The organism is Nocardiopsis sp. NPDC058789, from assembly GCF_042745575.1.
Lineage (GTDB): Bacteria > Actinomycetota > Actinomycetes > Streptosporangiales > Streptosporangiaceae > Nocardiopsis > Nocardiopsis eucommiae.
In genome coordinates this window covers 111,327-134,397 of record NZ_JBHYOW010000007.1, presented here as the reverse complement: position 1 = coordinate 134,397, position 23,071 = coordinate 111,327, and the positions used below count along the sequence as shown (strand labels likewise).

Below are 23,071 nucleotides of genomic sequence, written 5' to 3'. Positions count from 1 at the left end.
CGGAGCGCCGCCTGCACCTGCTTCTAGCTTGGTGGATCAGCTGGAGTACACCAATGTCCCGAATTGCTCATGCCGTGGCCGTGGCTTTGTGGGATCTCCACAAAAACCGTCTCCCCAGGGGCCGCTGGGGGTCGCCAGACGCGAGGTTTGCCACAACCGCACGGATCTGGCGTGCTGTCGGAGGGTGCGCGAGGGAGGTGACCGAATCTCCCAGGAGCGGTGCCCCACCCCCACCGGGAGGCCCGGTCAGGCCCTGGCGACGGGCAGGAGGATCCGGACCGTGGTCCCCTCGGGACCGCTCCGGACGTCCACGTCTCCGCCCTGTGCCGTCACCAGGGACCGCACGATCGACAGTCCCAGGCCGACGAGCCCTCCCGCCTCGTTGGGACGGGTCGTCACGAACGGCTCGAACACCAGGGGGAGCACGTCCGGGTCGATCCCGTCCCCGTCGTCCGTGACGGTCAGGGCCACCGTGTCCCCCTCGACCCTGGTGGCCACGTCCACGACGACGTGCGGCGGGTTGTGGTCGATCGCGTTGGAGACCAGGTTCATCAGGCACTGCTCCAACCGGGCCTCGTCTCCGAGCACGACCTGCGGGGCGGCCTCGTGGAAGACCACGGACCGCGCGAAGGAGAGGGACCCCACCCTGGCCCGGACGGCGTCGAACAGGTCCGGCAGGAACACGGGACCCCGGTCGGCGTCGATCCCGTCACCGCCGCGCGCCACGGCCATGAGGTCCTCCAGCACGCGCCGCAACCGCTCCAGTTCGGCGTGCACGATCTCCGCCTCCGGGCCGCCCAGGAGCTCCAGGTGTCCCTCCGCGACGGCGAGGGGCGTGCGGACCTCGTGGGAGATCGCCGCCAGGTAGCGGCGCCGTCCCGTCTCCGCCTGCTCGATGCGGGTGAGCATGCGGTTGATCTCGGTGGCCAGCTCCGCGATCTCGTCCCCGGTGTCCGGGACGGGAACGCGGGTGGCCAGGTCGGTCGGTGAGATCCGCTGTGCCGCCGCCGACACCTTCCGCACCGGTGCCAGGGTGCGTCGCACCACCAGCCACAGCGCGACCCCTCCCCCACCGATGCCGATGCCTCCCGCCAGGGCGGTGAACAGCAGGACCGTGGCGGCCGTGTCCTGGACGGTGTCCAACGGCGCGGCGACGGTGATGACGGCGATCTTCTCGTCGGCCGCGTCGGTGACGGGGGTGTCCAGGACCCGGACCCGACCGACGTCGGTGTCCACGGTGCGCGCGACCCCGGGCGCGGAGACGGGCGCGTCGTCACCGCGCATCAGCCCGGCGACCTCGGCGGGGCCGCCGGTGCTCTGCAGACGGACCCCGTCGACGTGCACCAGCGACACGTGCCGGGGGCCGCTGGGGCGAATCGACAGCGCACGCTGCGCCGCTCGCTCGGCCTCGGGCCCCGACACCATGCCGTCCAGACCCGCCGCGGCGGGCAGTTGGTCGCCCAACGTGTCGCTCAGCAGCGCGGACTCCTCCCGCAGCAGGTCGTCCACGTCGTTACGGCCCGAGACGAGGACCAGTTCATGGGTCAGGGCGGTGACACCGCCGACCACCAGCACCATCACCATGAGGGCCCGGAGGACCAGGCGCCGGGTGAGGCTCACCCCTCGCCGCCGCTCAACCGGTAGCCGACGCCCCGCACGGTCTCGATGCGGTCCGCTCCGAGTTTGCGGCGCAGTTGGCTGACGTAGACCTCGACCACGTTGGAGGCGCCGTCGAAGTCGTAGCCCCAGACCAGGTCGAGCAGCTGGGCCTGGGAGAAGACCTGGTTGGGGTGGTGGAGCAGGACCGACAGGAGGGCGAACTCCCGTGCGGACAGGGGGACGACGGCTCCGTCCACGAAGGCCGTGTGCCTCCCCAGGTCCAGGGTCACGCCCCGGGCGGTCACGCCGTCGGCCCGGTCCGAGCCGCTGGTGCGCAGCCTGGCGCGGACCCGGGCCAGCAGTTCGTTGACGCTGAACGGCTTGACCACGTAGTCGTCGGCCCCGGCGTCGAGGTTGGCGATCCGATCGCCGACCGCGTCCTTGGCGGTGAGCACGATCACCGGCACCGAGGGACGGCGCAGGCGGAGGCGGCGCAGGACCTCCTCGCCCGCCAGGCCCGGTAGTCCCAGATCGAGGATGACCAGCTCGACGTCGGTCGACAGCGCCATGACCAGCCCGTCGATACCGTCCGCGGCGGTCACCACCGTGTGCCCGGCGTTCTCCAGAGCGCGCCGGACGAAGGAGACGATGCCCTCCTCGTCCTCCACCACCAGAATCGCCACCGCGCGCAACCCTCCCGTTTCCCTGGACCAGCCCAGCATGCCGTTGGAAGCTGAGCCCTTGATGAAGGAAACCTGAAAGCCGTCTTCAGGCTGCTTTCAGGTTCCCATCATCGGGCTGGTGGACAATGGATGCTCTCGACACCCGCCGTTGGAGGGACCGATGACGCGACACCGCACGACGATCCTGGTCTCGTGCGCGGCGGTGGCCCTGTCGATCCTGGGCGCGGGCGGGTACGTCGTGCTCAAGGACCCGGACCTGGCGGTGGAGACGATCCGGCTCGACGGTTTCACCGGCGCCCCCACGCTGCGCTCGCCGGTCGGGGAGGGCACGTCACGGCCGGTCGACGGCTTCGAGCAACTGATCGGTGAACTGCGCTCCGGCGGTGCCGCCGAGGACTGGTACGTCGCCGGGGTGGGGGTGGACTTCGGTCCTCGCGCGTGGTTGCTCACCGATCCCGTGCTGGAGGACTTCGACGGCGACGGCACGGCGGGCACGATCCTGGAGGAGCTGCGCGCCCTGGAGGGTACCGAGGTCACGCTGGGGGTGCGCTACGGCTCCGAGGAGGACGCGGCCCGCGACGGGGTGGGCGTGTTCACCGTCAACGGAGTGCAGTTCCGGGACGCCGACGGCGGGCCCGCGCCGTGGGAGGACCCCGAAGCCCGTCGGGAGGCCGACCGGGAGGAGGTCTCCGCCGCTGCCGAGGGGGCGGTCGGAGAGGGGTCCCGCGCCACCGCCGTCGAGCGCGACGAGGAGGGCGGGCCGGGGTGGTCCGTCCTGGTCCGGGGGGCGGACGGACAGGACTACGAGGTGATCCTCGACGTCTCCGCCGGGATCGAGGACGTTCGCCCCCACGACTGACCCCTAAGCCCGTACCGACACGGTCCCGACCAACCTGAGGGGCGTCTTCAGGTTGACCTCAGGAAGCGCTCAGAAACCACTGACACGCTGTCCCGGTTGCGTCGAGACGAGAGAGGAGACGGGGATTTGTCGGGTCCGTCATCCCAGCGGCTTTCCACGGGGAAGTGGGTCGCGTGCGTCGCGACCGCGCTGGTCATCATCGCGAGTCTGCTGAGTTACGGCTGGTACCAGGGACTGGTCGGCAACATCACGACCGCCCAGGTGGACACCGACGAGTGGGACCGGCCCACGAGCGTCGAGGGCGTCATGAACATCCTCGTCATCGGCTCGGACGTGCGCTCGGGGGAGAACGCCGACTACGGGGCCGCAGAGGGTGCGAGGCCGGACACGATGCTCATCGCGAGCATCAACGTGGACAACGGCGCGGCGACCCTGGTGAACCTGCCCCGCGACCTCATGGTCGACCTGCCCGGCTGCGAGGCGACGGAGGGCTACGAGGGCATGAGTCCGCAGGAGGGCATGATCAGCTCGGTGATGACCTTCGGCGGGGTGGGCTGCCAGTGGCAGGTCGTCGAGCAGGTCACGGGTGTGCACCTGGACCACTTCCTGATGATGGACTTCGTCGGTTTCAAGGACATGGTGGACTCGATCGGCGGCGTCGAGATGTGCATCCCCGAACCGGTGGACGACCCCAAGGCGCACCTGGTGCTCGACGCCGGGCTCCAGACTCTGGACGGTGAGGACTCGCTCGGCTTCGTCCGCTCGCGCTATGCCCAGGGGGACGGCAGCGACCTGTCGCGGATCGACCGTCAGCAGGAGTTCATGGGCGCCATGCTCCGCGAGGTGCTGAGCAGCGACGTGATGACCAGCCCCGTCACGATCACCCGGTTCCTGGGCGCCGTCACCGACTCGATCACCACCGACGAGGGACTGACGGTGGACACCATGGCCGACATCGCGATCTCGATGCGCGAGGTCGACCTGGACCGGGTCCAGTTCGTCACGGTTCCCAACGGCGCCCACCCGGCCGACGAGAACCGCATCATCATGAGTGACGCGGCCCCGGCCCTGTTCGAGGCGATCAACAACGGCGAGGACCTCGGCGGCGACGGCGACGAGGATGACGGAGGGCCCGGTGAGAGTTCCGTGGAGCCCGGTGACGTCTCGGTCGAGATCGCCAACAACACCGGAATCGACGGCCTCGCCCTGGAGATCCAGGCCGTCCTGGTCCAGGAGGGCTTCGTGGTCACCGGCACGGGCAACCCCGACCAACGCGCCCCCGACGCGACCACCGTCTACCACGGTCCGGGGGACGAGGCCGCAGCCAAGCTGCTCGCGGACAGCCTCACCAACGCCCGGACCGAGGAGGCCGAGGGCCTGGAACAGACCCTCGAACTCGTCGCCGGATCGGACTGGGAGGGCTTCGGCGGCTCCTCCTCCGGGAGTGACCTGTCCATCACCGACGACCTCGGCGGCGTCACCGCCGAGAAACAGGAGAGCGCGTGCTGACGGTGAACCGACCGCGTCGGCCGAGCGACGCACGGCACGCGGAGGCCGAGTTCTGATGCGAGGAAACGTGAACGCCCGATCGACCGTGACCGTGGGCGGTGACGGCTCCCGTGCCAGTCTCGACGCCGTCGAGTGGGCGAGCGCCTACGCGCGCCTCTGGGAGGCCTCACTCCGGATCGTGACCGTGGGGGCCTCCGGCCCGGCCCGCAGGGGTCCGGTCTCGGACTCCCGGAGGCAGATCTCCCGCGAGGAGTTCCAGACCAACCAGCGGCTCCGGCGCAGGGCGGAGGCGGCCTTCTCCCGCGCCGTGGGGGCCGTACCGGAGGACCGCATCGAGATGCGGGTCGTCGCCGGGGACCCCGTCGACGCGCTGCTCGCCGCCGCGGAGGGGGGACCGCTGGTGGTCGGCACGCGCCGACTGGGATTCCTGTCCGGGACCATCGCGGGATCCGTCAGCCGGAGACTGATCGGCCGCTCCCCCGGCCCCGTCGCCGTCGTCTCCGGGGCCGCCTCACAGGGACGGGGCCGCGTCGTCGCGGGGGTCGACGGTGGCCCCTCCACCGGCGCGGTGGTGTCCTACGCCCTGGAAGAGGCCCGGATACGCGGCGCGGAGCTCCTGCTCTTCCGAGCGATCGGAGACTCCTCCCCGAACGAGCGCTCAGGGACGGCCGCGGTCGAGGAGGCGAAGGGGTCGGGCCGGGACGTGCGCGTCCGTGAGGAGGAGCGGCGCGGGGACCCGGTCGACCTCCTCGTGGAGCGCTCGGCCGAGGCCGACCTGATCGTCGTGGGGACCCGGAGTCTGGGGCTGACCGCCGGGCTCCTGCGCGGGTCCGTCGGTCAGAGGCTCACCGTGCGAGCCAGGTGCCCGGTCGTGGTCATCCCGGGCTGACGGCCCGGGCCCCGTCAACGGTCCGTGACGGGCTGTCTGAGGATGGTGCGCGGCCTCTCAGGGCTCTCGGGGGCGCTCCCGCGCGGTCGTCGAGGTGGAACTCGCGGCGTTCGCCGGTCACCCCGGGCCGCGGTCCGGGCGGAACCCGTCGTGCCTCCGACCGTCCGGCGGCGGGACGGCGTGGCCCCGCGTCGGGACTCCGGGGGCCGTCCCCAGAGGAGACGACGGAACGACCCGGCGCGGACGGAGGACCTCCCCCGAGCGGGGTCGTTCCTGGGTGGAGTGGGCGCGAAGGGACTCGAACCCCTGGCCTATTGCTTGTAAGGCAATTGCTCTAACCAACTGAGCTACGCGCCCGTGTGTGCGTCGCGAGAGATCATACCGCTTCGCGGTGGTTCTCGCGCCTGGCTCATCCCGCCAGGTGGCGGGCCTGGGCCACGTACTCCTCGACGTCCCGGGGTCGGTCGACGGCCGTGTGCGCGGTCCAGCGGACCACGCCCTCGGCGTCGATGAGGAAGGTGCCCCGCCGGGCCACTCCGCGCCCCTCGTCGAGGACCCCGTACTCCCGGGCGACCCCGCCGTGCGGCCAGAAGTCCGAGAGCAGCGCGAAGGGGAACCCCTCCCGGACGGACCAGGTGCGCAGGGCGAAGGTGGAGTCCACCGACACCGCCAGCACCGTGACCCCGAGGTCCCGGAGCTCGTCGTGGTGGTCGCGCAGGTCCGCGAGCTCTCCCGAGCACACCCCCGAGAAGGCCAACGGGTAGAACACGACGAGCACGGGGCCGCCTCGGAGGGCGCTCAGGACGGTGTCCTGGCCGTACTGGTCCCGGAGGCTGAACTCGGGCGCGCGGGCGCCCACGGAGACGGTGTCGGTCATGCTCACGTTCGTGTCGGCCGACCGCGCGGGCCGGTACCGGTGCCCGTCGGTCGACGGGCACCCCTCAGCGCCGCGCGCCCGTGCTTTCCGAGGCGCGCGACGCCGGACGACTCACCCGGTGCGGGTGGTGTCCGTCACCGCTTGGGAACGACCAGGCGGGTGCCCGACCAGTCGGCGCCGATGCTGACCGCGCTGGTCTGCGACAGGCCCGAAGTAGTGGCGGCCTCGGCCACGTCGTTGGGTGACACGTGCAGCTCACGACCGGCCTTCGGGGTCAGGACCAGGATGGTCCCTCCGTCGGCGATGGTCGTCACCGTGTCCATCAGAGCGTCGGTGAGGTCGCCTTCCTCGTCGGACCGCCACCACAGCAGTGCCGCGTCGACGTCGCCGTCGAAGTCCTCGTCGACCAGTGCCTCGCCCGTGAGTTCGGCGATGGAAGCGCGCAGTCCCTCATCGACGTCGTCGTCGAACCCGAATTCCTGCACCACCTGACCCGGCTTGAATCCGAGTCGGTCAGCCAAGCCGCGTTCGCTTTGTGCCTGGCCCGCGGTCGCGCTCACGAAAGTTCTCCTCCACAGATGGTTTTTCTCAATCTTGCCTGCACGAAGCAGTTGTCACAACGATGCCGGGCATTTTTTGTCGCCCGTCACGTGGGTCCGTAACCATCGCTGATGGCCTAGTTCACACGCTAGTGGCATATCCCGTCAACGCGCGTCCGAACCCGGCTCGCGTCGAATCAGCTCATCCGGACTCCAGGAAGGACAACCGGACCTGCCGATCCGGGTTGTCCACGTTCAGGTCGACGATCGCGACGGACTGCCACGTGCCCAGTTCGAGTCTGCCGGATAGTACTGGCAGTGTGGTCTGCGGTGCGACGAACGCCGGCATGACGTGTGAGCGTCCGTGTCCTCGGGACCCGTGCCGGTGCCGCCACCGGTCGTCGGCTGGCAGCAGGTCGTCGAGGGAGGCCAGGAGGTCGTCGTCGGACCCCGCGCCCAGCTCGATGATGGCCACGCCCGCCGTCGCGTGCGGGACGAAGACGTTGAGCAGGCCGTCGCCGCCGCTCCGGGCGACGAACTCTCGGCACTGCTCGGTGATGTCGGTGACGCTCTCCGATCCGCCGGTGTGCAGCTCAAGGATCAGTGTCCGCATAGCGACACCTTCGCGCAGCCTGGCCCCCGGTGCAACCATCACGCGTGGATCCGCAGGTGACCGAACCCCCGCGAAGGGGCCATACTCCTCCTCGACGTGTGTGAAACTGGACGAAAGAAGGGATAAGGGTGACTGTCTCGTTACTTTTGGGGCCCGTGCTTCGCCACGTGGGCCCCGCCACGGCGACGGTGTGGGTGGAGACGGACGCCCCCTGTGACGTCCGGGTTCGCGTGGACGGCGGGCCGGTCTCGGCCAGCCGCACCTTCACGGTCCACGGCCACCACTACGCCGTGTGCGAAATCGAGGGCCTGACGCCGGGTTCCGTCCTCCCCTACGAGGTCTTCCTCGGTGAGGACCGGGTGTGGCCCGAACCCGACAGCCCGCTGCCGCCCAGCGTCCTGCGCACCCTGTCCCCGGACGCGCCGACCCGGCTGCTGTACGGCTCCTGCCACACCCCCACCGGTGACACTCCCGAGGGCCTGGTCCGCTACGGCCCCGACATGCTCCGTGCCACCGCCCGCCGCCTGGCCCGTGAGGACCCGACCGAGGACAACCTGGTCCTGCTGCTCATCGGCGACCAGGTCTACGCCGACGAGGTCCAGGAGCCCATGCGGGCCTTCCTCCGGGAGAGGCGCGGCGCGGAGGACCCGGACGGCGCACCGGAGGGCGAGGTCGTCCGTTTCGACGAGTACGCCGAGCTCTACCGACAGGCCTGGTCCGACCCCCAGGTGCGGTGGCTGCTGTCGACCGTGCCCACACTGATGGTCTTCGACGACCACGACATCCGCGACGACTGGAACACCTCGGCGGCCTGGCGCGGCGCGATGGACGGGTACCCGTGGTGGCGCACCCGGGTGACCAGCGGACTCGGCGCCTACTGGGTGTACCAGCACGTGGGGAACCTCTCCCCCGACGCGCGCGCCAAGGACCCGCTGTGGGCGGCCGTGCGCGACCACCGCGAGCGCGGCACCGACGCCGGGGACGCGCTGGACGCGTTCGCGTGGCGCGCGCACGACGAGCCCTCCTCCTACCGGTGGAGCCACCACCACGACGTGGGCGGCGTACGGGTCCTCGTGGCCGACACCCGCTGCGGCCGGGACCTGGACGAGAACGACCTCCCCGGCGGCTCACGGTCCATCCTGGGATCCGACGGTCACGACTGGCTGGACGAGCACCTGACCGGCGGCCCCGACCACCTCGTGGTCGCCTCCACCGTCCCGGTCCTGCTGCCGCCCTCCGTGCACCACCTGGAGGCGTGGAACGAGGCGGTGTGCGCGGGCGCCTGGGGTGCGGCGGCCAGGACCCCCGCCGAGCGGCTGCGCCAGGCCCTGGACCTGGAGCACTGGGGCGCCTTCCAGTACTCCTTCCACCGCCTGGCGGACGCCGTGCTCGACGTCGCCCGTGGCGGCAGGGGTCCGGCTCCCGCCACGGTCCTGCTGCTCAGCGGAGACGTGCACTTCTCCTACCTGGCCCGCGCGCGGGCCCGTGCGGGGCACACGACCTCCCGGGTCGCCCAGCTGGTCTCCTCCGCGCTGTGCAACCAGCTCTCCCCGAACCTGCGCCGCGCGGCCACGGTGTCCGCGAGCTGGCCCCTGCGGCTGGCCGGGAGCGTCCTGACGCGGCTGGCGGGGGTGCGTCGCGCCCCGCTCTCCTGGGGGCTCTCGGAGCGCCCCTACTTCGGCAACACGATCGGTGAGGTGGTCTTCGACGGCCGCGAGGCCGAGGCGCGCTGGTACCACTGCCCGCAGGGCGGGGACGACGCCCTGCCCGAGGTCCGCCGCCGGGCCGTCATCTGACCCGTGACACGGCTCCGGCGGCGCCCGTGGGGGCGCCGCCGGAGTGCGTCGCGGAGTCTCGTGCCGGAGGGCGGCCGGGCCCTAGGGCTTGTGCGAGGGCGGACGCCGACTCGCGTGTCCCCGGCGCCGGTTGCGTACGCTCAGGCCGAGCGCCCCGCCCTGTTCCAGGAGCTCCCGGGCCGCCCTGTTGACGGTGCCGCGCGACCTGGTGGCCGCGGGGGCGTCCTCGGTCTCGCCCAGCTCGGGCTTGGGCAGGAGCGTGGTGGGCTCGTTGTCCTGGTCGTCGAGTTCCTCGGGGAGCGCGTGCAGCTTGCGGGTGCGCTGGAGCTGTGGCCCCTCGGTCGCGGGCGGTTCCTCGACGGGCGCCTGCGGCTCGGTGGGGTTGCGCTTCTCCTCGTCGACGGCCTCCTTCCACGCCTGGTCCTGCTGCTGGTCCTCCTGCTTCTGGCGCTCCAGACGGCGGGCGCGGTCGGTGCGCCACGCACGGTAGGAGCGGACCAGCGGGGTGACCACCGGCCAGGTGACCCTGGCGGGCCGGGAGAGGGCGTGCCAGAGGTAGGCGGTGGTACCCCAGGCCTCCATGGCCCTGCGAGCCCTGGTGATGGTGAAGAAGGTGGGCATGGCGAGCAGCAGCTGCGGCCAGGCCAGGGCCAGCGCGGCGAACAGCGGGTACATGCCGCCGCCCGCGATCGCGGCCGCGGCGCCGATGACCACCGGCACCAGCGCCAGCGCCACCCGCAGCTGGGTGAACTGCCGGAAGCGGTGCAGGGAGCGGCGGGCCGAGACCGGCGGCGCCAGCCCCTCGGGAAGCGGGGTGGGCTGCACGATCACGGCGAGCAGCAGCGTTCCCACACCCACGCTCGCGGCCAGCAGGATGGTCCATCCGGCGGCGGACATCGCGCCGCCCACCAGCAGGTACACCAGGCCCAGGACCGGGACCGGCGCGGGGAGCCAGAACAGGACGCGCCTGCGCAGCTCACCCTCCTGCGTGGGTTGGAGTACGAAATCGATCACCGGGCGTAGTATCCGGAACCTCTTCCTCGGTCGCTCGACCACAGCGTTGGACCCCCCAAGAACGTCGTGACGGAGCGGTGCGGGGAGCGACGCCCGAGGGTTTTCGTCGTCTCTGGCTCCACCTGCAACCTGCCCGTATCAAAGCTATCTCTTTTCGCGTAGTCCCCGGGCGCACACGGTCAGTTACACACATACCCGACGCTGGTGAAACTTCCATAAACCAGCCGAAAAGGGAGGCAACGATCAGATTACGACGTGGCGGAGGTCACGCCCCCGAGCGTGGCCGACACCGGCCACCGGGAGGATCAGTCCCGGGTTTCGGACAATCGGCCCAGAGCCACCGCCACCCGAAGCACGAAGGAGCCGCGCCCGTCCGAGGGGATGTGCCCGGTGAGCTCGGAGATCCGGCTCAGCCGGTAGCGCACCGTGTTCGGGTGCACGAAGAGCATGCGCGCCGTGGCCTCCAGTGACGAGGCGTGCTCGAGGTACACCGACAACGTGTCCAGCAGCGGAGAACCGGCGCCCTGGAGCGGCAGGTACACCTCCGTCACCAGCTGGTGGCGGGCCTCCGTGTCACCCTCCAGGGCCCGCTCCGGCAGCAGGTCGTCGGCGAGCACCGGCCGGGGCGCGTCGGGCCACGCGACGGCGGCCCGCAGACCGTTCACCGCGGACCGCACCGACGATCCCGCCGCGTGCAGGTCCGCCACGGCCGGGCCCACCACCACGGGTCCGTCTCCGAACAGCCCCGCCAGGGGCTCCACCGGCTCGATCGGGAGGTCGTCGACCGGATGGCGGTCCCCCACCCCGACCACCACGACCACGCGACGCCCCTGCATGCCCGCCAGTACGTCGTAGCCCAGGCGGCGGGCGGCCGAGCGCAGGTCGTCCATGACCTTGCCGCCGTCCTCGTCACCGATGTCCCCGGCCACCGCGATCACCGGCGTGTGCGACCAGCCCAGCGCCGACCCCCAGGTCTGGAGCCCCTCCACCTGGTCCCCGTGCAGGAGCGCGTCGACGATCAGCGCCTCCAGCCGGGCGTCCCAGGCGCCACGGGCCTCGGCCGCGCGGGCGTAGACCTTGGCGGAGCTGAAGGCCACCTCGCGCGTGTAGCGGAGCATCGCCTCGCGCAGCTGCTGTTCGCCGCCCGGGGCGGCCAGGTCGTCGACCTGGTTCTCGACCACCTCGATGACCACCCGGATCATGTCGACGGTCTGCTGGAGGGAGACCGACCGGGTCAGTTCGCGCGGGGCGGTGCCGAAGACCTCCACCGTGATCGCGGGACGACCGCGTTCCGGGTCACGGAACCAGTCCACGAAGGCCGCCACTCCGGACTGCGCCACGAGGCCGATCCACGACCGGTCCTGGGCCGACATCCGGCGGAACCAGCCGAGTCGCTCCTCCATACGGCTGACCGCCGCGGTGCCCAGCGCCCCCATGGAGCGTTCCAGGCGTCGGACGGTCTCGGCGCGGATCTGGTCCTGAGGGGCGCCGTTCCCGGTCGGCGCGCTCGCGCCGTCCTCGGTCGGTCGGGGTTCGGTGTTCACTCGTCTAGGTTCGCATCCTCTCCGCACCCGATCCGGAGTTCGCCTCCGTGTCGGCCGTCACGCCCCGCACCGGGCGGTCCGGGAGCGAGGCGTGAGGGGGCCCGCGTACCGTCGGAAAGTGATCTCCTCCACCCGTTTCGGGTTTGTGGGGACATCACCGGTGGCTTTTTGTGGATTACCTACAAAAGGACTTCGGTGAACTTCGTGTCTCCCACCATCCAGCTGGTGATCTCCTACAGGGCAAGGTTGATGTCGTGCTTGTAATCGTTGCTCCAGGCCAAGGCGCCCAGGTTCCCGGTTTCCTCTCCCCGTGGCTCGAACTCCCCGGCATGGCCGAGACGTTCTCCTCGTGGTCCGAGGTGACCGGTCTCGACCTCGTGCGCTACGGCACCACGGCGGACGCGGACGAGATCCGCGACACCGCCGTCGCCCAACCGCTCCTGGTGAGCGCCGGCCTGGCCGCGGCCACCGCGCTGCTCGGCCCGCTGACCGCCCCCGGCGCCCCGCTGCCCGCCTCGCCCTCCCTCGTGGACGCCACGGCCGGGCACAGCGTCGGTGAGTTCACCGCCGCCGCGCTGGCCGGTGTGCTCTCCCCCAAGGACGCGCTGGCCCTGGTGGCCGAGCGCGGCCGTGGGATGGCCGACGCCGCCGCCCGCACCGAGACCGGGATGACCGCGATCCTGGGCGGTGAGCGCGAGGCCGTCCTGGCCGCCATCGAGGCCGCCGGGCTGACCCCGGCCAACGACAACGGCTCCGGTCAGATCGTGGCCGCCGGAACCACCGCCCAGCTGGCGGCGTTCGCCGAGAACCCGCCCGAGCGGGCCCGGCTGCGGCCCCTGTCCGTGGCGGGCGCCTTCCACACCGAGCACATGGCCCCGGCCGTGGAGCGGGTGCGGGACGCCGCCCGGAGCCTGGCCACCGCCGACCCCAGCGTCCGTCTTCTGTCGAACGCCGACGGAGCCGTGGTCGAGAGCGGCGCCGAGTACCTGGACCGCCTGGTCTCGCAGATCTCCTCGCCGGTCCGCTGGGACGCCTGCACCGACACCCTCTCCGACCTCGGGGTGACCGCGTTCATCGAGCTGACCCCGGCGGGCACGCTCAGTGGCCTCGCCAAGCGCGCGCTGCGTGGCATCGAGATCCTCGCGGTGAAGACCCCCGACGACCTCGAACGCGCCAGCGCTCTCATCAAGGAGCACGCGGGGACCCCCTCCCCCGCGAGCAGCCAGCAGGAAGGCTGAGCATGTTCAACGTCCCCAGTGCGCCCGGCGGTGCCGCGATCCGTTCCTTCGGCGGGTACCAGCCGTCGCGGGTCGTGACCAACGCCGATCTGGAGGCCCGCGTCGACACCAACGACGAGTGGATCCAGAGCCGTGTGGGCATCAGGGAGCGTCGCGTCGCCGGACCCGAGGACTCCGTGGCGAGCATGGCCGTCGCCGCCGGAGGCAAGGCCCTCGCGGCGGGCGGGCTCTCCCCCGAGGACATCGACCTGGTGATCGTGGCCACCTGCACCGTGCAGGACCAGATCCCCAACACCGCGGCGACCGTCGCCGCGCGGCTCGGCATCTCCGCTCCGGGTGCCTTCGACGTCAACGCGGCCTGCGCGGGCTTCGTCTACGCGCTCGGGCTGGCCTCGGACTCGGTCCGGGCCGGAAGCTCGCGCAACGTCCTGGTGATCGGCTCGGAGAAGCTCAGCGACTGGGTGGACTGGGAGGACCGGTCCACCTGTGTGATCTTCGCCGACGGTGCCGGGGCCGCCGTGGTCTCGGCCTCCGAGGAGCACGCCGTCGGTCCGGTCGTCTGGGGTTCCTCGGGCGAGCGCGCCGACACGATCCACCTGCGTGAGGGCAAGTACCTCCACCAGGAGGGTCAGGCCGTCTTCCGGTGGACCACCACCGAGTTGTACAAGGTGGCCCTGGAGGCGCTGGAGCGCGCCGGTGTGGAGCCGTCCGAGCTCACCGCCTTCGTGCCCCACCAGGCCAACCTGCGGATCGTCGAGTCCATCGCGCGCAAGCTGGGGGCACCCCAGGCACTCGTGGCCCGCGATATCGTCACCGCTGGCAACACCTCCTCCGCCTCGATCCCTCTCGCGCTGTCGCGCATGGTCGAACGCGGGGAGCTGCCGTCGGGGAGCACCGTGCTCACCCTGGGATTCGGTGCGGGCCTGGTCTACGCCGCACAGGTGATCCGCATCCCCTGATCCGATGATCCGATCCCAGCGGACGCGGGCCCGCCCGCCCCGTTCGGGAACGTCACCGACACCACGTTCGTCAAGCAAGGAGAAACACGACATGGCCGACCACAGCGAGCAGGACATCCTCAAGGGCCTCGGCGACATCGTCGAGGAGATCGTCGGTACGGAGCCCGCCGAGGTCACCCCCGAGAAGTCGTTCGTGGACGACCTGGACATCGACTCGCTGTCCATGGTCGAGATCGCCGTCGCCGCGCAGGACAAGTTCGGCGTGGAGATCCCCGACGACCAGCTCAAGGACCTCAAGACGGTCCAGGACGTCATCAACTTCATCCAGAAGTAGCGCGTCCGGGCCGCCGGTCCGCACCCCGGTCCGGCGGCCCGACCCGTCCCCACCAAGGACACCCCAGACCCACTCATTCGCCACGCCTCCCGGCACCGAGCCGGGATCGACCCACGAGAAGGGCGATCGGATCATGTCCAAGACCGATGTCGTCGTCACCGGCCTCGGCGCCACCACCCCCCTCGGGGGTGACGTCGCGACCACATGGTCCGCGCTCCTCGACGGCCGCTCCGGAATCAGCATGCTGCCGGAGGACTGGCACGAGAAGCTTCCGGTGCACTTCGCCGGGCAGATCGCGCAGGAACCCTCGGAGAAGCTGCCGCGCCCCCGGCTGCGCCGCCTCGACCGGACCCAGCAGTTCGCCCTGATCGCGGCGCAGGAGGCCTGGGACCACGCGGGCGCCCCCGACGTCGACCCCCTCCGTCTCGGCGTGGTGGTCTCCAGCGGCATCGGTGGCATCCTCACCATCCTGGAGCAGTACGACACCTTCCGTGAGAAGGGCTGGAAGCGGGTCTCCCCGTTCACCGTGCCCATGCTCATGCCTAACAGCCCGGCCGCCGCCGTGGCCCTGGAGTTCACCGCGCGCGCGGGCGCCCACGCCCCGGTCAGCGCCTGCGCCTCCAGCGCCGAGGCGATCGCCAACGGTGTGGACATGATCCGCGCGGGCCGGGCCGACGTGGTGATCGCGGGCGGTACCGAGGCCGCGATCCACCCCCTGAACATCGCCTCCTTCGCCTCCATGCGCGCGCTGTCCACGCGCAATGACGACCCGCAGACCGCGTCCCGCCCCTGGGACAGGAACCGCGACGGCTTCGTCATGGGCGAGGGCGCGGGCATCCTCGTCCTGGAGTCGGCCGAGCACGCCGCCAGGCGCGGCGCGCACGTGTACGCCCACGCCGCCGGTGTCGGCTACACCGACGACGCCCACGACATCGTCATGCCGGACCCGGAGGGCGCGGGCCAGGCCCGTGCCATCACCCAGGCGCTGGCCGACGCCGACCTCCGACCGAGCGACATCGTGCACGTCAACGCGCACGCCACGTCGACCCCGGCCGGGGACGTCGGTGAGACCCGCGCGATCCGCTCGGCCCTGGGCGAGTCCGCCGCCGACCGGGTCGCGGTGACCTCCACCAAGTCCATGACGGGCCACCTCCTGGGCGGCGCCGGGGCGGTGGAGTCGATCGCGACGATCCTCGCGCTGCACGAGGGCCAGATCCCGCCGACCATCAACATCTCCGAGCTCGACCCGGAGGCGGCCGTGGACATCGTCCGCGACAAGCCCCGGGAGATGCCGAGCGGGGACGTCGCCGCCATCAACGAGTCCTTCGGGTTCGGCGGCCACAACATCGCCGTGGCCTTCCGCCGCGCCTGATCCTTCGGTCCGCACACGGCGTCGGATCCTCCAGTGGGCGTCACCGTAGGGTGACGCCCACTGTCGTGTCCGTGACCCCCGTCGACCGTTCGTGAACGCCCGGCGGCCCGTGTCCCAAGAACGGGCGAACTCCGCCGCCCGGGTCTTTATACGGGCGTGTCCCACGCGCGACCATGGCAGACGTGTCCACCCTGCCTCGCTCCCACACCCGCCCGGCTCCCACCGCCGATGACCAGCCCGGACGCCGCCGTCGCGGCCCGGCCTTCCGTCCTGTCGTGGACCTGGACTCCGGCGCTGTGGTGGCCGTGGAGGTCGTCGCCGCCGTTCCCGCGGGGCTGGGCCGCCCCGACGGACGGGGCGGTGGTTCCGCTCTGGTGGCCGAGTGGCTGGCCTCCCTGGTGCGCGCCGGTGCCGGCGTGGAGAGCCTGTCGCCGTTGGTCCTGCCCCTGCCCTCGGCCGCCCTCATCGACGGCACCGACCTGCCCCGGTTGGTCGAGAGCGCGCTGCGCCGGGCCGGACGTCGGCCGCGCGACGTGACCCTGATGCTCACGCCCGACCTCGTGGAGCTGCCTCGGGCCTCCGTCCTGACAGCGGTCTCCGGGTTGCGCTCGTTGGGTTTCCGCTGTGGGTTCGGGACCGCGATGGCCCGGCCCGACCTGGTCGTGGAGGCCACCCCGTTCCTGGTCCGGTTGGACCCCGTCCTGGTCTCGGGGATCGACGGAGACCAGCGCAACGGGGGGATCGTGGACGGGCTGGCCCGGATCGGGCGCAGCAGCGGCGTGTACGCGATGGCCGACGGCGTGGCCCGGAGCGAGGAGATCGTGCGCCTGCGCGCGTGCGGGGTGCGGTTGGGCTGTGGCGCGTACTTCGCGGACCCCGCCTGGCGGCCCGGCGAGAAGGTGACGCCGGTGCCGGAACCGGCGGCCACCTCCCTGGACGACACCGACGCGGGCCCCCGGGTCACCGAGTTCATGGTGCCGCCGCTGGACTTCGACTCGGAGTCCACCGGTGAGCACGTCCTGGAGGCGTTCACCGGGGACACCGCGCTCAACAGCGTGGTGCTCATCGACCACCGGGAGCGGCCGACGGGGGTCATCGACCGGACCCGGTTCCTGCTGTCGGTCACCGGGAGGTACGGGCACGCCCTGCACGCCAAGCGCCCCGCGCTGCGGCTGGCGGAGTCGCCCCGGACGGTGCCCGCGTGGATGTCCGCGATCTCGGCGCTGCGGGTGGCGGGGCAGGACCGTGAGCGGGTCTACGACGACCTGATCGTGACCAACCCCTACGGCCAGTGCGTGGGGGTCGTGCACGTGAGCGACCTCATCCAGTCGCTGTCCCGGCAGTGACCCGGACGGCACCACGACCCCGGACAGCACGGTGGCCGCGCTCCCCGAAGAAGCGGGAACGCGGCCACAGTGAGGGCTGGCGGGCCCGGCGCGGTCAGCGCAGGGGCTCGGGGCCCTTGGTGCCCGAAGGGCTGCTGGTCGGGGGCGTGTCGTCCGCCGAGTAGTCGTTGTAGTGCGTGTCCGCTCCGGACCTGCGCAGTTCCTCCCGCAGCTGTTCGCGGGTCTGCTCGTCGTGCAGGTAGTCCAGCTCGGGCCGGCGCGGCAGGAGGCCGTCACCGGAGGAGCGGCCCATCGCGCGCCGGCGCAGCCACGGCACGAGGTACTGGCGGGCCCAGCGGCGGCCCTCCCTGCGACGCAGGATGCGGGGCAGCTGCTGGGGCGGGGTGGCCCACGGGTCGGTCCAGGACTCGGGCGGACCCATGGGGTGCCCGAGCAGGTCGGCGACGCGGGCCGCGACGATCTGGTGTCCGGCGCCGTTGGGGTGCAGCCGGTCGTCGCTCCAGGCCCGGGGATCGTTGAGGGCGTTGAGGGCCCACAGGTCCACGATCTCGGTGCCGGTGCGCTCGGCCACGGCCCGCATGTGCATGCTGAACACCGCGATCCGGCCCCGGTACAGGCGCAGGACCGGGATCCATCCGGTGTCGTGGCCCGCCAGGATCACCACGCGGATGCCCGCGTCCCGCAGCTGGCGCACGCCCCACTCGAACTTCTCGGCCAGCGCGTCGAGGTCCCCGCCGGGGCGGAGGACGTCGTTGCCGCCCGCCAGCACGGTGACCAGGTCGGGCTTCCACGCGAGGGTCTGTTCGAGCTGTTCACCGAAGATGTGTTTCATCCGACGTCCTCGGACGCCGAGGTTGGCGTAGCGGAAGTCCGGGGAGAGCGTGCCCAGGTGTTCCGCGAGGCGGTCCGCGAACCCCCGGTACTCACCGCCGGGACCGCTGTCGTCCAGCATCCCCTCTGTGATGCTGTCACCGATCGCCACGTAGGACCGGATGAGCTCCGGTCTGTCCACGGGCGCAGCAGCGGGGGGATTCATCTCAAGGTCTGTCACGTCAACCAATCATCCGGATCGACCGTCCCGCGCCTGCCATGCGCCGGGGTGCGTGGGACGGAAGTCTTGGCGGGTCGCGGTCTGCCGCTGGCCCGAGTGTCCGAGCACCGTCGGCCCCGAGGTGAGCCGCGTCGCGGACACCCGGCCGAGGGGCGCTCGGGAGAGGACAGTGCCCGTCCAGCATACCCGCGACCGACGTCAGCGTGCCGGGCTCGCGCGTGCTGCTGGGGCACCGAGGGAACAACGCCCGGAGGACCCGAGAAGAGCCAGAAGTCCCTTATGAGGTAGATCACAACTCGAAGTGGCCTCTGAGGGGGAATCTCCTTGGTCACGGTGATCACACGCGGAGGTCACCTCCGGGTATCGGCACACCCCGTCCGCCCGGGACTACCCATGTGGGCCCGGGGCACGTACGATCTCGGAGAAGTGCTCACGGCACCCCTGTCCCTCGGCCCGCCGTGCCCCCACGCGGACGACCGAGTCGGTTCAAGATCCGTCCTCTCCCGGGTCAAGGGCGCGTACTGTGGTGCATCGAACCGAAGGCCCGTGCGGTTCCTCCCCAATTCACGTGCAGACACCAGGAGGTCGAGGTCCCCAGCGGATGAACGCCGTCTCTCCGATCTGCCTCGTCGACCTCGCGCCCGCCCTGCGGTGGTCGAGATCGCCGGACGTGGCGCCCCTGCTCCAGCACGACCGTCTCATCGACGGCTGGTGGCACTCGCTCCCCGTCACCCGTGTCCTGGACATCGCCGGCCCGCCCTGGCTGGCGAACGGTCTGGCGCGCCTCGCGGTCGAACACTGGGGGCACATCGCCCTCTCGGAGTTCCTGCCGAGCCTGCGCACCCAGCCGGTGGACTGCTCCGACCTGGCCGAACCGGTCAGGGGCGCCGTGGTCAACACCGCTGGTGACTGGGACCGCCTCATCGCGTCCACCCCCCAGGAGATGCACGACTGGCGCCTGCCGGGCTGTGGTGTCCTGGACATCGTGAGCACCGTCGCCTGGCGAGCCCTCCAGCCCTGCTGCGAACTCCCCGGCGGGCCCACCCCCTCCCCCGCGCTGATGACGGAGGCCGTGCGGACCATCGCGCACTGGCTCCCCGACTCCGCCCCCGATCACGTGCGCAGCGCGCTGGACTACCTGGAGAGCGCCACCGGTTCCGGTGGCGCGCCCGACCGGAACGGTGGTTCCGGGGACTCCGCGTATCCACCGCAGACCCCCGCCACCCGAGCGATCCGGACCCTGCGCGCCCTGCGTGCCCAGCGGGACCAGGACCAGCCCACCGTGGAGCAGCCCGCGGAGCCGGGGTCCGTCCCCGTGGCGGAGGCCCCCGCGGCTGCGGTCGGCGGCATGGTCAGCTCCGCGGCGATGATCCCGGGCTCGGCCCTGAGCGCCGAGACGGTCAGCAGTGCGGCGGTGGAGACCGCGACCAGCGGCGTCGGGGACCTGCGCTCGCAGTTCCGCAGCTCGCTCCTGGGCCCCGGTCGGACGCTGCGCCGCCCCAGCTTCAGCCGGACCAAGGCGCCCGCCCCCGAACGCGTGGAGGAGCCCCCGGCGCCCGTCCTGGGCCAGCACCCGCTGGTGGACCAGGTCGAGGAGATGTTCCGTTCCTGGCCCGAGCTGGAGCGGACGGTGGCCGCCGAACGGCTCTTCGCCACCGACCCGATCAGCATCCGGGTCCTCTCGGAGCAGATCTCGGTGGACGTGACCGAGATACGCGGGGCGCAGCGCAAGGTGGAGGAACGCCTCCTGCGCTGGTTGGGTTCGCCCGAGGGAGCGGCGATCACCAAGCACCTGCGCGAACTCTCCGAGCAGCTCGGTTCCGCGACCACCATCGACCGGCTCATCAACGCGCACCCGGACCACCCGGTGGACGTGCCCACGCTGCACACGCCGCTGTGGCGCGTGATCATCACGCTCTTCACCGACCGGCGCATGCACAACGGCTGGCTCATCGCGGACGACCCCAGCAAGCTGCGCTGGCAGACCCGCGAGCTGCTGGGCGACGGCCCCAACCTGACCGAGGCGGGCATCCGGCTGGGCCGGATCGGTATCCGCCCGCAGGAACTGCGCGCCTGGCTGCTGAGCACCCCCGGGGTGAGCCTGCGCGACGGAAGCGTGTACGTGGACACCTCCGTCCCCATGGAGGCTCCGCACGACGGTCACGCCACCGAGGAGTCCGGCGCCACCACCGAGAACGGCCTGCCGATCCGGCGCCGCCCCGACGGCCAGCCCGGCCCGGCCGACCCCGTCGCCCACGGCGCCGAACCGCTCCACCAGCACCGATCCGACCCCGAGCAGAACGGGTTCGCGCCCGTCTCACCGCCCCTTCCGTCGTCCCCGCCGATGCCTCCGGTGAGCCGTACGACGCACCACGGTCCGGTCCGCCCCGGGGCCAGCGACCCTGCCGCCTCGGCCCGCTGCTTCCGCGCCCCGGACGGCCGTTGGTGGCACCGCATCGACATCACCGCGGACCACCTCAACGGCGCTCCCGTGGCGGTGCCCACCGGCTACGCGACCCACCTGGGGTTGCAGCCCGGCCGTCTGCTGTGCCTCACGGCTCCCGGCGCGGACCTGCTGGTGCTGGTCTGGCGCGACCAGCCCGCCTTCGACTCCCTGCGCCCACTCCTGCGCCGCCAGGCCGCCCAGCCGGGCGACCGCATGTTCATCACGGTCTCGGGTGACCGGCTGGACGCGCGCAAGCTGCCCGCCGGGGACCTCAGCGGGCATCCTCCGGCCGCACGCGCGCTGCACCTGATCGGCTACACGGCCCCGGCCGCCACGGAGGAGGCGCTCAGGATCCTGTCGCGCCGGATCACCGACCACGGCGACGAGTCGCTGGCCGAACCCCAGGCGCTGCTGGAGGCGCTGTCGCTGCGCGGCGACGAGGACATCGCGGGCGAGCTGCGCTCGGCCATGTTCGCCACGCACTAGGCACCTGACCAGGCACCAGCGGACGACCGCTCGGAGGGGGCCGCACCGGACACGTTCCGGGGCGGCCCCCTTCTTCGTGCGCGGGGACGTCGTTCCCAGGGCCGGGGGTTCCCCATGAGGCCGGGAGGATGTAGGTTAGCCTTACCTAATTGATTTGAGGTGGTCCTCCTGCTGCCGTACCCGAACTCCCTCACGCCCTCCCCCGCCGAACGGGCGCGCTCCGTCCTGTCCAGGCCCAACCCGGCCACGGTCACCAGCAACGACGTCTCCCTGCACCTGACCGGAGCCGTCTGCCACACCACCTTCCAGGGCGAGGTCACTTTGCTCGTCCCCGACCAGCACCGCGTGCTGGCCGAGATCGGTGAGGGCACCCTGGAGGCCACCGTCGAGTTCACCGACACGGCCCCGGTGGACCTGCGCGACCCGACCCGCTCCCTGCTGTGGATCAGCGGCGAGCTGCGTGCCCCCTCCCCACGTGAGGCTCGCGACCGCGCGCTCGCCGCCCTGGCCGACGACCTCGACGAGCGCCTGCTCGACCTGGGCCACGGGCGCACCCTGATCGTGATGACCCCCCACCTGATCATCCACTCCGACCACGAGGGCTGTCACCTGCTGAACCCCGAGGAGTTCACCGACGCGGCGGCGGACCCCTTCGGCCGCTGGGAGGGGCCCTGGCTGCGCCACCTGGAGGACGACCACCCCGACGTGCTCTGGGCCCTGGTCAGCCGCTGCGGCGTCCAGCTCCCTCCGGGGCGTCCCCGGCCGCTCGGCGTGGACCGGCACGGCCTGCGGCTGCGGTTGGAGGGCCCGGACGGCGACCACGACGTCCGTATCCCCTTCAGAAGACCCGCGTGCACCCCGCACGACGTCGCCCACGAGGTCCAGGAGATGGCCGGGCTCGACCGGCACCAGTGCTGACCCGCGCGGCGAACGCGCCCGGCACCGTCGGCCCCTCAGAGAACGCCCGGGGCACCGCGCGCAGCCCGGGGGCGGTCCGGACACGCGAAGGGCCGGAACCCCGAAGGGTCCCGGCCCGCGCTCCGACGGAGTCGGATCAGACGTTGAAGCCCAGCATGCGCAGCTGGTCACGCCCGTCGTCGGTGATCTTGTCCGGACCCCACGGCGGCATCCAGACCCAGTTGATCTTCACTTCGCGCTCGAACTCGTCCAGGGCGCTGTTGGCCTGGTCCTCGATCACGTCGGTGAGCGGGCAGGCCGCACTGGTCAGGGTCATGTCCAGGGTGATCGACTCGTCGTCGTGGTTCACCCCGTAGACCAGCCCCAGGTCGACGATGTTCACGCCGAGCTCGGGGTCGATCACGTCCTTGAGCGCCTCACCGATCTCCTCGGCCAGCGCCTCCTGCTCCGGGGAGCGGGGAGCGGCCTCGGGCTTCTCGGCGGTCTCGGTGTTCGTGGTCTCGTTGTCACTCATTCAGGCGCCTTCCTTCTCCAAGGACTGCGACACCGCGTCCTTCCAGGCCATCCACCCCAGCAGGGCGCACTTGATCCGAGCCGGGTACTTGGACACGCCGACGAACGCGACGGCGTCCTCCAGCACGTCCTCGTCCGGCTCACCCTTGCCCTTGGACTGCATCAGCTCGGTGAACGCGTCCAGGGTCCGCATCCCCTCGGCGACGGTCCGGCCGATGAGCAGGTCGGTCAGCACCGAGGTGCTGGCCTGGCTGATCGAGCAGCCCATCCCCTCGTAGGAGACGTCACTGACGACGGCCTTCTCGTCCAGCTCGGAACCGGAGGCAGGGGTCAGCGTCACCCGGAGCGTCACCTCGTCCCCACACGTGGGGTTGATGTGATGCGCCTCGGCGTCGTACGGATCGCGCAGCCCCTTGTGGTGCGGGTTCCGGTAGTGGTCCAGGATGATTTCCTGGTACATCGCGTCCAACTGCATGGTCAGGCAGA

General features: G+C 71.6%; 21 protein-coding genes and 1 tRNA gene. 11 read left to right on the top strand and 11 right to left on the bottom strand.

What is annotated here, in order from left to right:
• Positions 1 to 246: 246 nt before the first annotated feature.
• Positions 247 to 1,620: an ATP-binding protein gene (locus tag ACFW3L_RS12130; RefSeq protein ID WP_378739317.1), complete on the bottom strand. Its 1,374-nt coding sequence runs from the start codon at positions 1,618 to 1,620 to the stop codon at positions 247 to 249.
• Positions 1,617 to 2,282, bottom strand: coding sequence for a response regulator transcription factor (locus ACFW3L_RS12125; RefSeq protein WP_378739315.1), 666 nt, complete (start codon positions 2,280 to 2,282; stop codon positions 1,617 to 1,619). The genes ACFW3L_RS12130 and ACFW3L_RS12125 overlap by 4 nt, the downstream gene beginning before the upstream one ends.
• Positions 2,283 to 2,442: 160 nt before the next feature.
• Between ACFW3L_RS12125 and ACFW3L_RS12120 the strand changes: the two genes are divergently transcribed.
• From ACFW3L_RS12120 to ACFW3L_RS12110, 3 genes are all read left to right on the top strand, one after another.
• Entirely contained in the window at positions 2,443 to 3,141 is a 699-nt protein-coding gene (locus ACFW3L_RS12120; RefSeq protein WP_378739312.1) for a hypothetical protein, read from the top strand.
• A gap of 126 nt (positions 3,142 to 3,267) precedes the next feature.
• On the top strand, positions 3,268 to 4,650 hold the full coding sequence (locus tag ACFW3L_RS12115) for an LCP family protein (RefSeq protein ID WP_378739310.1): 1,383 nt from the start codon (positions 3,268 to 3,270) through the stop codon (positions 4,648 to 4,650).
• 67 nt (positions 4,651 to 4,717) lie between these two features.
• The gene (locus ACFW3L_RS12110) at positions 4,718 to 5,539 is read left to right on the top strand and encodes a universal stress protein (RefSeq protein WP_378739307.1); all 822 of its coding nucleotides are present in this window, start codon (positions 4,718 to 4,720) and stop codon (positions 5,537 to 5,539) included.
• A gap of 283 nt (positions 5,540 to 5,822) precedes the next feature.
• Here ACFW3L_RS12110 and ACFW3L_RS12105 read toward each other — a convergent pair.
• The 4 genes from ACFW3L_RS12105 to ACFW3L_RS12090 all read right to left on the bottom strand — a co-directional run bounded on the left by ACFW3L_RS12105 (position 5,823) and on the right by ACFW3L_RS12090 (position 7,568).
• Positions 5,823 to 5,896, bottom strand: a tRNA-Val gene (locus ACFW3L_RS12105).
• A gap of 52 nt (positions 5,897 to 5,948) precedes the next feature.
• Positions 5,949 to 6,416, bottom strand: a complete 468-nt coding sequence (locus ACFW3L_RS12100) for a peroxiredoxin (RefSeq protein WP_378739305.1) — start codon at positions 6,414 to 6,416, stop codon at positions 5,949 to 5,951.
• A gap of 134 nt (positions 6,417 to 6,550) precedes the next feature.
• Positions 6,551 to 6,976, bottom strand: a complete 426-nt coding sequence (locus ACFW3L_RS12095) for a DUF3052 domain-containing protein (protein ID WP_026129353.1) — start codon at positions 6,974 to 6,976, stop codon at positions 6,551 to 6,553.
• Between the two features lie 181 nt (positions 6,977 to 7,157).
• The gene (locus ACFW3L_RS12090) at positions 7,158 to 7,568 is read right to left on the bottom strand and encodes a secondary thiamine-phosphate synthase enzyme YjbQ (RefSeq protein WP_352388094.1); all 411 of its coding nucleotides are present in this window, start codon (positions 7,566 to 7,568) and stop codon (positions 7,158 to 7,160) included.
• A 128-nt stretch (positions 7,569 to 7,696) separates the two neighbouring features.
• On the opposite strand from ACFW3L_RS12090, the gene ACFW3L_RS12085 reads away from it, so the two are divergent.
• Positions 7,697 to 9,364, top strand: a complete 1,668-nt coding sequence (locus ACFW3L_RS12085) for an alkaline phosphatase D family protein (protein ID WP_378739302.1) — start codon at positions 7,697 to 7,699, stop codon at positions 9,362 to 9,364.
• 81 nt (positions 9,365 to 9,445) lie between these two features.
• On the opposite strand, the gene ACFW3L_RS12080 is transcribed toward ACFW3L_RS12085, so the two are convergent.
• Together ACFW3L_RS12080 and ACFW3L_RS12075 are read right to left on the bottom strand one after the other, a co-directional pair.
• The gene (locus ACFW3L_RS12080; RefSeq protein ID WP_378739299.1) at positions 9,446 to 10,378 is read right to left on the bottom strand and encodes a hypothetical protein; all 933 of its coding nucleotides are present in this window, start codon (positions 10,376 to 10,378) and stop codon (positions 9,446 to 9,448) included.
• 305 nt (positions 10,379 to 10,683) lie between these two features.
• Complete coding sequence (locus ACFW3L_RS12075; protein WP_378739297.1) at positions 10,684 to 11,922, bottom strand: PucR family transcriptional regulator; 1,239 nt, start codon at positions 11,920 to 11,922, stop codon at positions 10,684 to 10,686.
• A 254-nt stretch (positions 11,923 to 12,176) separates the two neighbouring features.
• On the opposite strand from ACFW3L_RS12075, the gene ACFW3L_RS12070 reads away from it, so the two are divergent.
• The 5 genes from ACFW3L_RS12070 to ACFW3L_RS12050 all read left to right on the top strand — a co-directional run bounded on the left by ACFW3L_RS12070 (position 12,177) and on the right by ACFW3L_RS12050 (position 17,171).
• Entirely contained in the window at positions 12,177 to 13,160 is a 984-nt protein-coding gene (locus tag ACFW3L_RS12070) for an ACP S-malonyltransferase (RefSeq protein ID WP_378739295.1), read from the top strand.
• A gap of 2 nt (positions 13,161 to 13,162) precedes the next feature.
• Entirely contained in the window at positions 13,163 to 14,119 is a 957-nt protein-coding gene (locus tag ACFW3L_RS12065) for a beta-ketoacyl-ACP synthase III (protein ID WP_378739293.1), read from the top strand.
• A gap of 91 nt (positions 14,120 to 14,210) precedes the next feature.
• Positions 14,211 to 14,453: an acyl carrier protein gene (locus tag ACFW3L_RS12060; protein ID WP_357764252.1), complete on the top strand. Its 243-nt coding sequence runs from the start codon at positions 14,211 to 14,213 to the stop codon at positions 14,451 to 14,453.
• Between the two features lie 133 nt (positions 14,454 to 14,586).
• On the top strand, positions 14,587 to 15,825 hold the full coding sequence (gene fabF, locus ACFW3L_RS12055; RefSeq protein WP_378739291.1) for a beta-ketoacyl-ACP synthase II: 1,239 nt from the start codon (positions 14,587 to 14,589) through the stop codon (positions 15,823 to 15,825).
• Between the two features lie 173 nt (positions 15,826 to 15,998).
• Complete coding sequence (locus ACFW3L_RS12050; protein WP_378739289.1) at positions 15,999 to 17,171, top strand: EAL domain-containing protein; 1,173 nt, start codon at positions 15,999 to 16,001, stop codon at positions 17,169 to 17,171.
• A gap of 94 nt (positions 17,172 to 17,265) precedes the next feature.
• On the opposite strand, the gene ACFW3L_RS12045 is transcribed toward ACFW3L_RS12050, so the two are convergent.
• Positions 17,266 to 18,207, bottom strand: a complete 942-nt coding sequence (locus ACFW3L_RS12045) for an SGNH/GDSL hydrolase family protein (protein ID WP_378739288.1) — start codon at positions 18,205 to 18,207, stop codon at positions 17,266 to 17,268.
• Positions 18,208 to 18,823: 616 nt separating this feature from the next.
• On the opposite strand from ACFW3L_RS12045, the gene ACFW3L_RS12040 reads away from it, so the two are divergent.
• Both ACFW3L_RS12040 and ACFW3L_RS12035 read left to right on the top strand, forming a co-directional pair.
• Positions 18,824 to 21,154 (top strand): hypothetical protein, encoded by a 2,331-nt coding sequence (locus ACFW3L_RS12040; protein ID WP_378739286.1) that lies wholly within the window; start codon positions 18,824 to 18,826, stop codon positions 21,152 to 21,154.
• 159 nt (positions 21,155 to 21,313) lie between these two features.
• A complete protein-coding gene (locus tag ACFW3L_RS12035; RefSeq protein WP_378739284.1) occupies positions 21,314 to 22,072 on the top strand; it encodes a DUF2470 domain-containing protein in 759 nt (252 codons plus the stop codon).
• A 136-nt stretch (positions 22,073 to 22,208) separates the two neighbouring features.
• Here ACFW3L_RS12035 and ACFW3L_RS12030 read toward each other — a convergent pair whose 3' ends face one another.
• A complete protein-coding gene (locus ACFW3L_RS12030; protein WP_378739282.1) occupies positions 22,209 to 22,586 on the bottom strand; it encodes a metal-sulfur cluster assembly factor in 378 nt (125 codons plus the stop codon).
• Positions 22,587 to 23,060: a Fe-S cluster assembly sulfur transfer protein SufU gene (gene sufU / locus ACFW3L_RS12025; RefSeq protein WP_378739280.1), complete on the bottom strand. Its 474-nt coding sequence runs from the start codon at positions 23,058 to 23,060 to the stop codon at positions 22,587 to 22,589. It lies immediately after the preceding gene.
• Between the last annotated feature and the right edge of the window lie 11 nt (positions 23,061 to 23,071).